The sequence below is a fragment of the Streptomyces sp. NPDC088261 genome (genome assembly GCF_044740805.1).
In the GTDB taxonomy this organism is placed as follows: Bacteria; Actinomycetota; Actinomycetes; order Streptomycetales; family Streptomycetaceae; genus Streptomyces.
In genome coordinates this window covers 98099-112053 of sequence record NZ_JBIURL010000010.1, presented here as the reverse complement: position 1 = coordinate 112053, position 13955 = coordinate 98099, and the positions used below count along the sequence as shown (strand labels likewise).

Genomic DNA, 13955 nt, shown 5'->3' with positions numbered 1-13955 from the left:
AGGAGAGTGCGCCATCAACGCGTCCAGCCCTCCCGCCGTCGAACTGCGCGGCATCACCAAACGCTTCCCCGGTGTCGTCGCCAACAGCGATATCGACATCACCGTCCGCCGAGGCACCGTGCATGCCCTCTGCGGTGAGAACGGTGCCGGCAAGTCGACCCTGATGAAGATCCTCTACGGCATGCAGAAGCCCGACGAGGGGACCATCACCGTCGACGGCGCGCAGGTCAGCTTCGGCAGCCCCGCGGACGCCATAGCCCGCGGCATCGGCATGGTGCACCAGCACTTCATGCTGGCCGACAACCTCACCGTCCTGGAGAACGTCGTCCTCGGCGGTGAGAAGCTCCACGGCATCGGCTCCCGGGCCCGCAAGAAGATCCAGGAGATCTCGGACGCGTACGGCCTCGGGATCCGCCCGGACGTCCTCGTCGAGGAACTGGGTGTCGCCGACCGCCAGCGCGTGGAGATCCTCAAGGTCCTCTACCGGGGCGCCCGTACGCTCATCCTGGACGAGCCCACCGCGGTCCTCGTCCCGCAGGAGGTCGAAGCCCTCTTCGACAACCTGCGCGAGCTGAAGTCCGAGGGCCTGACCGTCATCTTCATCTCCCACAAGCTGGGCGAGGTGCTGTCGGTCGCCGACGAGATCACGGTCGTCCGGCGCGGTACGACGGTGGGCAGCGCCGACCCCCGTACCACCACGTCCAGGCAGCTCGCCGAGCTGATGGTGGGCAGCGAGCTGCCCTCCCCGGAGACCCGCGAGTCGACCGTCACCGACGTACCCATGCTCACGGTCGAGGACCTGAGGCTCACCGCCACCGACACCGACGGTGTCGTACGGGACGTCCTCGCCGACATCGGTTTCACCATCCACCAGGGTGAGATCCTCGGCATCGCCGGCGTCGAGGGCAACGGCCAGGCGGAACTCGTCGAGGCGATCATGGGCCTGCGCGACCCCGACGGCGGAGTCATCTCCCTGGACGGTACGGACATCTCCCACGCGCCCACCCGCACCCGGCGCGAGAGCGGTATCGGCTACATCCCCGAGGACCGCCAGCGCCACGGCCTGCTCCTGGAGGCCCCGCTCTGGGAGAACCGCGTCCTCGGCCACGTCACCGAGCCGCCCAACTCCCGCCGCGGCCTCATCGACGGCAGGGCCGCCCGCCTCGACACCGAACGGATCGTGCGCGAGTACGACGTACGGACCCCCGGCATCGAGGTCACGGCCGGCTCCCTGTCCGGCGGCAACCAGCAGAAGCTGATCGTCGGCCGCGAGATGAGCCACCACCCCAAGCTGCTGATCGCCGCGCACCCCACCCGGGGCGTGGACGTCGGCGCCCAGGCCCAGATCTGGGACCAGATCAAGGACGCCCGCCGCGACGGCCTCGCCGTCCTGCTCATCTCCGCCGACCTGGACGAACTGATCGGCCTGTCCGACACCCTGCGGGTGATGTACCGGGGCCGCCTGGTCGCCGACGCCGACCCCGCCACCATCACCCCCGAGGAACTGGGCTCCGCCATGACGGGTGCCGCCACCGGCCACCTGGCGCACACCGTGCCCCCGCAGCGCGACGGCGCGACGGGCGGAACGGGCGGAACCAGCGACACAGGCGAAACCGCGGGAGAGGCCCGATGAAGAAGCTCACCTCCCGGCTGGACAAGGAGCGGCTGATCCTCGCGGTCGGCGCCCCCCTGCTGGCCCTGGTCGCGGCGCTGGTCGTCACCGCGCTGGTCATCCTCGCCACGGGCAAGAACCCGTTCGAGGCGTTCAACGACATGCTGTCGTACGGCTCCGCCAGCGACAGCCAGATCTACATCCTCAACAAGGGCACGACGTACTACCTCGCGGGTGTCGCGGTCGCCATCGGCTTCCGGATGAACCTCTTCAACATCGGGGTCGACGGCCAGTACCGCATGGCGGCCTTCGCCGCGGCCGTCGTCGGCGGCGCGCTGCACCTGCCGGCCCTCGTCCAGATCCCGGTCATCATCATCGTCGCCATGCTCGTCGGCGCCATGTGGGCCGGCATCGCGGGCATCCTCAAGACCTCACGCGGGGTCAGCGAGGTCATCTCGACGATCATGCTGAACTCCATCGCCACCGCGATCATCGGCTATCTGATCCAGCCGGAGCGGCTCGGCCAGCTGGACGACGCGGGCACGCTGGTCTCCACCAAGCCGCTGCCCGAGTCCTCCTTCTTCTTCACCCTGGACATGGGCCCGGCCGGCCAGCTGTGGGGATTCATCGTGGTCGCCGCGCTCGCGGGCCTCGCCTACTGGTTCGTCCTCGGCCGCACCCGCTTCGGTTTCGACCTGCGGGCCGTCGGCCAGTCCGAGTCGGCCGCCGCCGCGAGCGGGGTCAGCGTCAAGAAGATGATCTTCACCAGCATGATCCTCTCGGGCGCCATGGCCGGCCTCATCGGCATGCCGACGCTGCTCAACGAGAGCCACATGTACAGCAACGACTTCCCGCTGGGCATCGGCTTCACGGGCATCGCGATCGCGCTGCTCGGACGCAACCACCCGATCGGCATCGCCCTCGCGGCCCTCCTCTGGGCCTACCTGGAGCGCACGACCAACCACCTCGAAGTGATCGGCTACGACAAGGAGATCCTCGGCGTGATCCAGGGCGTCATCGTCCTGTGCGTCGTCATCGCCTACGAGATCGTCCGCCGGTACGGCCTGAAACGCCAGCAGCAGCGGGTCGGCGCCGAACTCGCCGCCCAGGCGGCCACGACCCAGAAGCTGGAGGTGGCCCGATGACCGCCACGACCACCGAGACCCCGCCTCCCTCTCCGGCGGCGCCGAAGGCCCCGGGCGCCAAGCCCGCCCGGCGCAGGCTGACCCTCGCCCGGGTCCTGCTGATCGTCGCGGGCGGGCTGATCCTGCTCTCCCTCGTACGGATCCTCACCGGCGCCGACCAGCTCACCTCGGCGGGCCAGATCAGTGCCTCGCTCGGCCTCGCCGTCCCGATCGGCCTCGCGGGCCTGGCCGGCCTCTGGTCGGAACGCGCCGGAGTGGTCAACATCGGCCTTGAGGGCATGATGATCCTCGGCACCTTCGGGGCCGGCTGGATCGGCTGGCAGACCAACCCCTGGCTCGGCATCCTCGCGGGCATCGCCTTCGGTGTCCTCGGCGGCCTCCTCCACGCCGTCGTGACCGTGACGTTCGGGGTCGACCACATCGTCTCCGGTGTGGCGATCAACCTGCTCGCGCTCGGCGTCACCCAGTACCTCGCCAAGATCTTCTTCAACGCCGGCGAGGCGCAGACCCTGGGCGGCAACCCCAAGCAGTCCCCACCCGTCGACTCCGTCCCCGACATCACGATCCCGGGGCTCTCCGACGGACTCACGTCGCTGGCGGGCCACCACTGGTTCCTGGTCTCCGACCTCGCGGGCATCCTCGGCGGCGCGATCACCAACCTGTCCGTGCTGACGATCTTCGCCGCCGTCCTCTTCGTGGGCAGCTGGTGGGTGCTCTGGCGGACCCCGTTCGGGCTGCGCCTGCGCTCCTGCGGTGAGAACCCGATCGCCGCCGAGTCGCTGGGCGTCAACGTCTACTCGTACAAGTACATGGCGGTCGCGATCTCCGGCGGCCTCGCCGGACTCGGTGGCGCGTTCCTCGCCACCGTGCCCTCGCACATCTACCTGGAGGGGCAGACCGGCGGCCGGGGTTACATCGGTCTCGCCGCGATGATCTTCGGCAACTGGCGGCCCGGGGGGCTCGCCATGGGCGCGGGCCTGTTCGGCTTCTCCGACGCGCTCCAGCTGCGCAACGGCGGCGAGACCGTGCACGCGCTGCTGCTCCTGCTCGTGGTGCTGCTGGTGCTGCTGGCGGCGTGGAAGGCGTACCGGAAGGCGCGCTTCCAGGCGATCCTGAGCGGGGTCACCGCGCTGCTCATCCTGGTCTGGTACCTGGTCACCGACACCGTCCCCTCGGACTTCGTCGGCGCGACCCCGTACGTCGTGACGCTTCTGGTGCTGTCGTTGTCGGCCCAGCGGCTGCGGATGCCGAAAGCTGACGGCATGCGCTATCGAAGAGGACAAGGAAAGTGACGGCCGACGATTCCGCGGGCACCGCGGGCACGCGGGAGGCCGACATCGACTGGACGGAGCTGCGGTCCGTCGCGCGGGACGCGATGTCCCGGGCGTACGTCCCGTACTCCGGCTATCCGGTCGGCGCGGCGGCCCTCGTGGACGACGGCCGCACGATCAGCGGCTGCAACGTCGAGAACGCGTCGTACGGCCTGTCGCTGTGCGCCGAGTGCGGTCTGGTCTCCGCCCTGCACCTGACGGGCGGCGGCCGGCTCACCCACTTCACCTGCGTCGACGGCGCGGGGGAGGTGCTGGTGCCCTGCGGGCGGTGCAGACAGCTGCTGTACGAGTTCGGCGGCCCCGAGCTGGTGCTGGAGACGCCGGCGGGGATCCGCACGCTGGACGCCATGCTGCCGCAGGCGTTCGGCCCCGGGCACCTGGCCTGACCACCGGCGGCGCGGGCCCGAGCGTCCGCGCCGCCCCCCGACCCGGCCCCGCCGCCGCCGCGATCCGGCGGCGCCGGGGCCGTACAACTGCTCCACCCTGCCCCCGCACACACCTGTTGTGCCGAAAGGAACGCACGCCATGGACGTCATCTCCGTCATCCGCACCAAGCGGGACCGGGGCGAACTGAGCCCCGAGCAGATCGACTGGGTGATCGACGCCTACACCCGGGGCGAGGTCGCCGACGAACAGATGTCGGCGCTGGCCATGGCGATCCTCCTCAACGGCATGAACCGCACCGAGATCGCCCGCTGGACCGCCGCGATGATCGCCTCCGGCGAGCGCATGGACTTCTCCGCGCTGTCCCGGCCGACGGCGGACAAGCACTCCACGGGCGGTGTCGGCGACAAGATCACGCTGCCGCTCGCCCCGCTGGTCGCGGCGTGCGGGGCGGCCGTCCCGCAGCTCAGCGGGCGCGGGCTGGGCCACACCGGCGGCACGCTCGACAAGCTGGAGTCCATTCCCGGCTGGCGGGCGCTGCTCTCCAACGCCGAGATGCTGCACGTGCTGGAGAGCACCGGCGCGGTGATCTGCGCGGCGGGCGACGGGCTGGCCCCCGCCGACAAGAAGCTGTACGCGCTGCGCGATGTCACCGGGACCGTCGAGGCCATCCCGCTGATCGCGTCCTCGATCATGTCCAAGAAGATCGCCGAGGGGACGGGCTCGCTGGTCCTGGACGTCAAGGTCGGCTCCGGGGCCTTCATGAAGACCGTCGAGGACGCCCGCGAGCTGGCGTCGACGATGGTGGGGCTCGGCAACGACCACGGCGTCCTGACGGTCGCGCTGCTCACCGACATGGCGACCCCGCTGGGCCTCACCGCGGGCAACGCCCTGGAGGTCCGCGAGTCGGTCGAGGTCCTCGCGGGCGGCGGTCCGGCGGACGTCGTCGAGCTGACCCTCGCCCTGGCGCGCGAGATGCTCGACGCGGCGGGCCTGCGGGACGCCGACCCGGCGAAGGCGCTGGCCGACGGCTCGGCGATGGACGTCTGGCGCCGGATGATCGCGGCCCAGGGCGGCGACCCGGACGCGGCGCTCCCGGTGGCCCGCGAGCACCAGGTGATCACGGCCCCGTCCTCGGGCGTCCTGACCCGCCTCGACGCGTACGGAGTCGGCGTCGCCGCCTGGCGCCTGGGCGCGGGCCGCGCCCGCAAGGAGGACCCGGTCCAGGCGGGCGCGGGCATCGAACTCCACGCGAAGCCGGGCGACCACGTCACCGCGGGCCAGCCGCTCCTCACCCTCCACACGGACACCCCGGAAAAGTTCGACTACGCCCAGGAGGCCCTGACCTCCACGTACGACATCGCCCCGCCGGGCACGGCCTACGACCACCGCCCGGTCGTGCTGGAACGTATCGCCTGACCTGCGCTTTCCCCCTTCGGGTGAACGGGACCGGCGGACCCCCGCCGGTCCCGTTCACCGTCCCGGGACGGGCGCGCGATGAGTTCCGACCCCCGCGACGGTCTCTCAGGTTGTGGATGCCACGAAACCGATCGTTCTTGTTGTCTCGGGCCGGCTCGGGCCCGGGGATGTGCCCCGGTTGTGTGAGGAGCTGGTTGCTCGGCTGCGGGGGAGTGGGGCCGGCGAGGCGGTCTGTGATGTGCGGGGGCTGGAGCGGCCCGGGCTGGTTGCCGTCAACGCGCTCGCGCGGTTACAGCTCACCGCGCGGCGGCGTGCCGTTCGGTTGCGGGTGCGGGGCGCCGGGCAGGAGTTGCGGCTGTTGATGGACCTCGTGGGGCTCGCCGAGCTGGTGCAGTACGCGGATCCGGAGGACGACGCGGACGACGACTCGTAGGCGTACACACGGGTGCAGGGCGTAACCGTGTGTACCGGTCCGTGCGGGCGGGCCGGTACACACGGATCCGCTACTCCTTCTCCAGCCGCGCCGGCAGGTCGAACAGCGGAAACCACCGCTCCGTGTCCAGGAACGAGTTGATGCCCGAGATCCGGCCGTCCACGATCTCGATGACCATCAGCGCCCACGGCGTATGCCCGTTGCCGTCCTCCGCCGGGTGGTAGTGCGCGAACGCCGGCGTGCCGTTGGCCACCGTCGGGATGAGGCGCGAGCCCCGGCAGACGGAGCCCACCCCCAGCATCCAGCCCACGATGTCGTCGTGGCCTCGCAGCCACAGGTCGTACGGCGGCATGGACAGCGTCGCGTCCTCGTGCAGGAGCGTCGTCAGCGCCTTCATGTCATAGCCCTCGAAGGCCGTGACATAGCGCTCCAGCAGCTCCTTCTGCTCGTCGTCCAGCGGATCCGCCGCGTCCGTCGACGCCGGCTCCGACTCGGCGATCGTCGCCCGCGCCCGCTGGAGCGCGCTGTTCACCGAAGCCACCGTCGTGCCCAGCAGCTCCGCGACCTCGCTCGCCTTCCACGCCAGCACCTCGCGCAGAATCAGCACGGCCCGCTGCTTGGGCGGCAGGTGCTGGAGCGCCGCCATGAACGCCAACCGGATCGTCTCCCGCTCCACCGCCCGCTCGGCCGGGTCCGCCACCGAGGGCAGCACCCGGCCGTCCGGGACCGGCTCCAGCCACGTCACCTCGGGCCGCGCGTTGAGCTGCGCCTGGGCCACCGGCGTCGCCGCCGTCAGGTCCATCGGCCGCGCCCTGCGGTTGCCCGCGTTCAGCATGTCCAGGCACACGTTCGTCGCGATGCGGTACAGCCACGACCTGAGCGAGGACCTGCCCTCGAACTTGTCGAAGCTGCGCCACGCCCGCACCATCGTGTCCTGCACCGCGTCCTCGGCCTCGAACGCCGAACCGAGCATCCGGTAGCAGTACCCCGTCAGCTCCGTCCGGTGTTTCTCCAGCCGGGAATCAAGATCCTCTGTTGTCGCGAGATCACTCATCGGGTCACCCCAGTCGCCCCCTTGGAACCAGTCCTTCGGAAGCTACCGCACCCCACTGACAATCGGCTCAGGTTCCCGGCTTGCGGCCGTACACGAAGACGTCGTCCCCGGTCTTGAGCAGCGACCAGTACTTTGAGGCCGCCGCCGTCGTCATGTTCACGCAGCCGTGCGAACCCGGCGGGTTCCACATGCTCACGCCCACCGAGTGGAACGCCTGGCCGCCGTCGAAGAACTGGCTGTACGGCATGGGCACGTCGTAGATAGACGACACGTGGTTCTTGTCGCGCCAGCCGATCTTCTTCAGGCCCGTCCTGGTCTCGTACTTGTCGCGGCCGGTGCGCACCGGGACCGGTCCGTACACCAGTTTCTTGCCGTCCTGGATCCAGCTGAGCTGACGCGTCAGGTCGACACAGGCGATCCGGCCCTTGTTGGTCGGGCACTTCCCGGCCTTGTTGGGCGTCTTGCCCGCGGCCTTCTGCTTGTTCATGAGGTCCATCACGCCCCAGGTGACGGGCCCGGCGTAGCCGATCGTCGGCGTGATGCCGTGCTTCGACTGGAAGGCACGGATGGCCTTGCAGTCGGTGGCGGACTGCTTGCCGTCCACCGGCCGGCCGAGGAACTTCTCGACCTGCTTCTGGTTCGGCCCCGTACTGGTCGTACAACTCGCCGCCTGCGCGGGGGTGCCGCCCAGTGCCACGGTCAACGGCACCACCAGCGCGGCGATCCCCGCCGCGACGGCCCCTCTGCGTCCGATACTTCCCATGGTCCCGCCCCGTCCGTCCTCGTACCTGCTCCGACATGGCTGTGTGCCGCGCGTTGTTGCAGCGCGTGTCAGGGAGATAGACGGACGAACGGTACGCGCAGTTGCACGCCCCTGTACGGCGATTGGGTAACAGGGACCCCCAGCGGGACCCCCGGCGTACCCGGGGCGGACCCCCGGCCCGCGGTGGCCTCAGTGGCCCGCGAGCACCCGGCGCCGCTCCACCCGCGCGCAGCGCGACCCGTACAGCGTGATCGACACGACACCCAGCACCGCCAGCAGCCCGAGCGCCACGGTCGCCGCCCAGCCCCCGGTATGGAAGGCGATCGCGCCCAGCGTGCCGCCCGCGCTGCTGCCCAGGTAGTACGAGGACTGGTAGAGCGCGGACGCCTGCGCGCGGCCCGACTTGGCCGTACGGCTCACGGACGACGACGCGACCGCGTGGCCCGCGAAGAAGCCCGCCGTGATCAGGACCAGGCCGAGCAGGACGGCGGCGAGCGCGTCCGCGAGGGACAGCAGCAGGCCCGCCGTCGTCGTGCCGACGGCCAGGTAGAGCGCGCCGCGCCGCCCCAGCCGCCCGACGAGCCGGCCGGCCGCCGCCGAGGAGACCGTACCGACCAGGTAGACGACGAAGACCGAGCCGACCACGCCCTGCGGCAGGTTGAACGGATCGGCCACCAGCCGGTAGCCGATCACGGTGTAGACGGCGCCGAACACCGTCATGAACAGCCCGCCGATCGCGTACAGCCGCAGCAGCAGCGGATCGGACAGATGCGCCCCGACCGTCCTCGCCAGCGCCCGCGGGCTCAGCGTGCGCGAGGTGAAGTTCCTGGCCCTCGGCAGCAGCGCGCGGAAGACCACCGCGCAGGCGACCGCCAGCAGCCCGACCGCCGCCAGCGCCGCCCGCCAGCCCCACGCCTGGGCGACCCAGCCGGTGAGGATACGGCCGCTCATCCCGCCGATGCTGTTGCCCGCGACGAACAGTCCGATCGCGGCGACCAGCGCCTTCGGCCGTACCTCCTCGGCGAGGAACGCCATCGCGGAGGCCGGCAGCCCGGCCAGCGCCGCGCCCTGCACGGCGCGCAGGGCCACCAGCCACTCCAGGTTCGGCGCGAACGGCACCAGCAGCCCCACCACGACGGCGACCACCAGCGAGGCGGTCATCAGCGTCCGCCGGCCGAAGCGCTCGGAGAGCGCGCTCAGCGGCAGGACGAAGAGGGCGAGCGCGCCCGTCGCCGCCGACACCGTCCAGCTGGCCTGCCCGGCCGTGACACCGAAGTCCGCGGAGATCGCGGGCAGGAGGGCCTGCGTCGAGTAGAGGAGGGCGAAGGTCGCGATCCCGGCGGCGAAGAGCGCGAGGCTCATGCGCCGGTAGCCGGGGCCACCGGGGGTGAGCTGATCACTCGGAGCGAGGGGCACGGACGGCGCTGCGGAGGCACCCGCCGTGACGGGTGCCTCGGTACTGACAGAAGGCATACGACGAACGTAGGCACTCGCCGCTCATGCGTCCAATGCGGAGAATGCCGATAATCGATCCCATGGCGCATCAACCGAGATCAGACGGTACGCGAGACTCCCCGCAGGCCGACCTGGATCCCGAGTCCTGGCCGGCGCTGCTCGCCCCGCGCCTCGCCTACTTCGCCGGGGTCGCCCGCCACGAGCACGTGACACGGGCCGCGCAGGACATGGGAGTCCCGCAGTCCACGCTCTCCCGGGCGATGGTCAGGCTCGAACAGGACCTGGGGATCGCCCTGTTCGCCCGCAAGGGCCGTACGGTCTCGCTCACCCCCGCCGGCCGGGCGTTCCTCACCTCGGTCGAAGGCGCGCTCGCCGAGGTGGAGCGGGCCGCCGAGTCCGTACGGGCCGACGCGGATCCGGAGTCCGGCAAGGTCGCGTTCGGCTTTCTGCACACCATGGGCTCGGAGACGGTGCCGGGTCTGATCCGGGCCTTCCGCGCGGACCATCCGCGGGTACGGTTCCAACTCGTCCAGAACTACGGCGAGGCGATGATCGAACGCCTCCGCGCCGGGGAGCTGGACCTGTGCCTGACCTCACCGGTGCCGGACGCCCCCGACCTGGTCGCCCGGCGGGTCGACGTGCAGCGCCTGCGCCTGGTCGTCCCCGACGACCACCGGCTGGCGGGCCGCAAGCGCGTCCGGCTGGCCGAGGCGGCCGACGAATCGTTCGTCACGCTCGAACCGGGGTACGGGCTGCGCCGGATCACCGACGACCTGTGCGCCAAGGCGGGCTTCAAGCCGCGCGTCGCGTTCGAGGGGGAGGAGGCGGAGACCCTGCGGGGCCTGGTGGCGGCGGGGCTCGGGGTGGCCCTGCTGCCCCCGCCGGCGGTGGCCCGGCCCGGGGTGGTGGAACTGACCGTGACGGCACCGCGCGCGGTACGGGAGATCGGCCTGGCGTGGCTGGACGGGCACCCGGACACCCCGCCGGTGGCGGAGTTCAAGCGCTTCCTCCTGTCCCGGCGGGGACAGATCCTGCCGGACTGACCCGGGACCTGACCGGGGGCGGCGGACCGAGTGGGCCGGCCGGGGGCGGCGAACCGACCCCGGACCGACCGCGTGCGGCCGTCAGGGACTCACCGGGCCGGCCGTCAGCGTTCGGCGCGCCGCCTCGGGGCGCGTCCCTCGGCGTCGGCGGTTTCGTGGGAGCGCTTGCCGACGGTCCGCGTCGGCGGCTTCCGGCGCCTCGACTTCGCCGTACCGGAAATGGCACCGGGCGCCCTGTCGGCGGTCCTGCGGACCTTCTTGCCGGTGTTCCTGGCGGTACGGGAGGTGTCCCGGCCGGTCTCCTCGACGTCGTCGGCGTCCTCCTCGACGTCCTCGCCGGCCTCCTCAGCGAGCTCCCCGGTCTCCTCACCGATGTCTTCACCGACGTCGTCCCCGATGTCATCCGTGACGTCCTCGCCGACGTCCCCGGCCTCCTCGACGGCGTCCCCAGCCGTACGGCCGACGTCCCCGGCCGCCTCTCCGGCACCTTCGCCGACGTCCCCGGCCGCCTTCCCGGCGCCCCGGCCCACGTCGCCCACCGCGCCGCCGGCGCCCCGGCCCGCTTCCTGAACCGCGCCGCCGGCGCCTTCACCCACGTCCCGGACCGCTTCTCCGGCGCCCTGGACCGTCTCGCCCGCACCCCGGCCGACGTCCTGAACGGCTCCTCCGGCTCCTTCGCCGACCTCCTCGACCGCCTCACCCGCCCCGCGGCCCACGTGCTCCACAGCGCTCCCCGCCCCGCGCCCGACGCCTTCCACCGCGCCGCCCGCGCCCTGCCCCACCTCTTCGACGGCTTCGCCCGCTCCCCGGCCGACGTGCTCCACCGCGCCGCCTGCCCCGCGTCCGAGTTCCCCGACCGCCTGCCGCGTGCCGGTGCCGACCTCCTGGACCGCCGACCCCACACCGCGGGTGATCTGCTCCAGGATCTGCGGGTTCCGGTCGATCGTGGTCAGCACCCGCTGGAGGATCAGGGCGACGTGGTGCAGCCGGACCTTGAGCTGGGCCTCCGCCTCGACGCCCTTGATGTCCAGTTCCACCCGGCCGAGTTCGACATCGGCGCCGACATTCAGTTTGAGCAGATCCAGCACCTCGGCCTGGAGCGACACACGCGCCCTGAGATCCTCGACCTGGAGATTGATCTCCTCGACGTGCAGCACCGGCACGTCGAGATAGACGTCGGGTTCTTCGTCGCCCATCGCCTCCCCCTCTTCGGCCACCTCGCCCGTTATTTCCTCGTCGCCGTCGTCCACATACGCGTCGGCGTCGTCGGATTCGGCTTCCAGGGCGTCCGGTTCGGCATTGTCGTACGTCTCGTCGGACGGTTCTTCGGCGTATTCCGCGTCTTTCCCCATGCCCGCAGCACATCCTCGGATCTGGCCCGTTTTCCCCTTCCGGCCATGGTCGCACGATCCGTGCCCGTCCGGAGATTGTCGCTCTGTGTGAGAAGCGGTCGCACTCCGCTCGGGCAATCGGCGGAATGGCGTCGGCCGTGCATGCCACGCACACTGGAAGGAGTTCCACGGGGGATGCCGGTGTGGACGCGGGCGGGCCCATTCGGGCGCCGAACGTCAAGAGCCGGGCGTACTCGAGGCATTGGAAGGTGGCGTACTCCATGGCGGAGAACAGCAAATTCGCGCTGGGCGCGGCGATCGTCGGTGGCTATGTGCTCGGCCGTACCAAGAAAGGGCGGCTCGCCCTGACGGCCGCCACATATCTCACCGGCAAGCGAATGGGCGTTTCACCGCGGCAGTTGATCTCCGGGGGAGTGAGCCGCCTCGGTGAGGTTCCCCAGGTCGCGGAGCTCCAGGAGCAGGTGCGCACGGAAGGCGCCCAGGCGGCCCGTAAGGCGCTCACGTCCGTGGCGAGCAGGGGCATGGGCTCGCTCTCCGGCGCCCTCGGCGGGCACGGCCCCAGCTTCGGCGGCAAGGGCGGCAAGGACGAGGAGCAGGAGGGCGACGAGGAGGAGTACGAGGACGAGTACGAGGAGGGGGAGCCGGAGGACTCCGACGAGGAGGAGCCGGAAGAGGCGACGGACGAGGAGACCGACGAGGAGGAACCGGACGACGAGGAGCCGGACGAGGAGGAGGACGACGAGGAGGCGGCGGAGGAGCCCCAGCGCCGTCACCCCCGGTCCCAGCGCCCGGAGCGGCCCGCGCCGAAGAAGCGGCAGCCCGCGCGCCGGGCCCCCGCGAAGAAGTCGGCTCCCGCGAAGAAGACGGCGGCCAAGAAGGGGACCCCGGCCGGGAAGTCGGGGAGGAAGAATGACCAGCCGTCGGGGAAGGCGGCCAAGAAGACGTCACCGCGCGCCGATCGCCGGAGGTGAACAGCCATGGCCAAGACCGAGCAAGCGATAGCCCGTATGGGCAATGCCGCCGTGGAGAAGGTGCGGGGCGAGATCACGAGTTTTGTCGGCGCCCAGGTGGGACATCTCGCCGAGAAGGCCGGGGACAAACTCACGGGTATCACGGGTCAGTTGACAGAGATCGCGGAGAACGACGGAAAGCTCCCCTCGATAGGGACGCTCGTCGGCCTCGGTGAGTCGCCTGTGAAGACGCTGATATCGAGCAAGGCGAAGGATGTGAAGGACAACGTGGTCGACAAGGTGACCGGCGGTGGCGGTGGAAGCGGCGGCAAGGCCGGTGACACCAAAGTCACCAGTGTCATCGAGTCGCTGGACGTGGGTGTCCCGATCAGGACCGCCTATGACCACTGGACGAATTACGAGAAGTTCTCGGGATTCACCAAGGGGGTACGGAGTGTCTCGGCGGACGACGAGACGACCACCCAGTGGAAGGTGAAGGTGGGCCCGTCGTCACGGAGTTTCGAGGCGACCGTTCTGGAACAGATCCCCGACGACCGCATCGTCTGGGAATCGGAAGGCGCGAAGGGATCCACCCACGGCGTGGTCACGTTCCACGAACTGGCGCCCTCACTGACCCGGATCGTCCTGGTCATCGAATATTATCCCGCCGGTTTCTTCGAGAAGACCGGAAACCTCTGGCGCGTGCAGGGGCGGCGGATGCGGCTGGACTTCAAGCACTTCCAGCGGTACGTGACCCTCACCGACGAGGAGGCCGAGGGCTGGCGGGGCGAGATCCGCGACGGCGAAGTCGTCCGCTCGCACGAGGACGCCATCGCCGACGAGGAGAACGAGGGCGACGAGGACGAGGAAGCCCCCGACGACGACGCCGAGGACGAGTTCGAGGACGACGACGAGCAGGATGACGACGAGCAGGACGACGACGAGCAGACCGGCGAGTGGGAGGACGACGACGAGGAGGACGAGGAGAAAGCGGGCTGAGTCCGGACGGCCCCG

General features: G+C 70.8%; 13 protein-coding genes. 9 read left to right on the top strand and 4 right to left on the bottom strand.

The window, feature by feature from the left end; all coding sequences use genetic code 11:
- Positions 1 to 13: 13 nt before the first annotated feature.
- From ACIODU_RS20590 to ACIODU_RS20565, 6 genes are all read left to right on the top strand, one after another.
- On the top strand, positions 14 to 1633 hold the full coding sequence (locus ACIODU_RS20590) for an ABC transporter ATP-binding protein (protein WP_356424226.1): 1620 nt from the start codon (positions 14 to 16) through the stop codon (positions 1631 to 1633).
- The gene (locus tag ACIODU_RS20585) at positions 1630 to 2757 is read left to right on the top strand and encodes an ABC transporter permease (protein WP_356423889.1); all 1128 of its coding nucleotides are present in this window, start codon (positions 1630 to 1632) and stop codon (positions 2755 to 2757) included. Before ACIODU_RS20590 ends, ACIODU_RS20585 begins: the two co-directional genes overlap by 4 nt.
- Positions 2754 to 4049 carry an ABC transporter permease gene (locus ACIODU_RS20580; RefSeq protein ID WP_161310344.1) on the top strand — a complete coding sequence of 432 codons (1296 nt, stop codon included), beginning with the start codon at positions 2754 to 2756 and terminating at the stop codon, positions 4047 to 4049. Before ACIODU_RS20585 ends, ACIODU_RS20580 begins: the two co-directional genes overlap by 4 nt.
- Complete coding sequence (locus ACIODU_RS20575; RefSeq protein WP_356423883.1) at positions 4046 to 4474, top strand: cytidine deaminase; 429 nt, start codon at positions 4046 to 4048, stop codon at positions 4472 to 4474. Before ACIODU_RS20580 ends, ACIODU_RS20575 begins: the two co-directional genes overlap by 4 nt.
- Before the next feature lie 139 nt (positions 4475 to 4613).
- Complete coding sequence (locus ACIODU_RS20570) at positions 4614 to 5891, top strand: thymidine phosphorylase (protein ID WP_401769295.1); 1278 nt, start codon at positions 4614 to 4616, stop codon at positions 5889 to 5891.
- A gap of 112 nt (positions 5892 to 6003) precedes the next feature.
- Entirely contained in the window at positions 6004 to 6324 is a 321-nt protein-coding gene (locus ACIODU_RS20565) for an STAS domain-containing protein (protein WP_401769293.1), read from the top strand.
- A 70-nt stretch (positions 6325 to 6394) separates the two neighbouring features.
- On the opposite strand, the gene ACIODU_RS20560 is transcribed toward ACIODU_RS20565, so the two are convergent.
- From ACIODU_RS20560 to ACIODU_RS20550, 3 genes are all read right to left on the bottom strand, one after another.
- Positions 6395 to 7378: a sigma-70 family RNA polymerase sigma factor gene (locus ACIODU_RS20560; protein WP_356423877.1), complete on the bottom strand. Its 984-nt coding sequence runs from the start codon at positions 7376 to 7378 to the stop codon at positions 6395 to 6397.
- Between the two features lie 67 nt (positions 7379 to 7445).
- Positions 7446 to 8141: a L,D-transpeptidase family protein gene (locus ACIODU_RS20555; RefSeq protein ID WP_161310339.1), complete on the bottom strand. Its 696-nt coding sequence runs from the start codon at positions 8139 to 8141 to the stop codon at positions 7446 to 7448.
- A 189-nt stretch (positions 8142 to 8330) separates the two neighbouring features.
- Complete coding sequence (locus ACIODU_RS20550; RefSeq protein WP_401769290.1) at positions 8331 to 9614, bottom strand: MFS transporter; 1284 nt, start codon at positions 9612 to 9614, stop codon at positions 8331 to 8333.
- Between the two features lie 62 nt (positions 9615 to 9676).
- Here ACIODU_RS20550 and ACIODU_RS20545 point away from each other — a divergent pair, with 62 nt between their 5' ends.
- Positions 9677 to 10639, top strand: coding sequence for a LysR family transcriptional regulator (locus tag ACIODU_RS20545; protein ID WP_401769288.1), 963 nt, complete (start codon positions 9677 to 9679; stop codon positions 10637 to 10639).
- Positions 10640 to 10743: 104 nt separating this feature from the next.
- On the opposite strand, the gene ACIODU_RS20540 is transcribed toward ACIODU_RS20545, so the two are convergent.
- Positions 10744 to 11991, bottom strand: coding sequence for a hypothetical protein (locus ACIODU_RS20540; RefSeq protein ID WP_401769286.1), 1248 nt, complete (start codon positions 11989 to 11991; stop codon positions 10744 to 10746).
- 260 nt (positions 11992 to 12251) lie between these two features.
- Between ACIODU_RS20540 and ACIODU_RS20535 the strand changes: the two genes are divergently transcribed.
- Together ACIODU_RS20535 and ACIODU_RS20530 are read left to right on the top strand one after the other, a co-directional pair.
- The gene (locus tag ACIODU_RS20535) at positions 12252 to 12962 is read left to right on the top strand and encodes a histone protein (RefSeq protein ID WP_356423868.1); all 711 of its coding nucleotides are present in this window, start codon (positions 12252 to 12254) and stop codon (positions 12960 to 12962) included.
- A 6-nt stretch (positions 12963 to 12968) separates the two neighbouring features.
- A complete protein-coding gene (locus tag ACIODU_RS20530) occupies positions 12969 to 13940 on the top strand; it encodes an SRPBCC family protein (protein ID WP_401769284.1) in 972 nt (323 codons plus the stop codon).
- Positions 13941 to 13955: the final 15 nt, after the last annotated feature.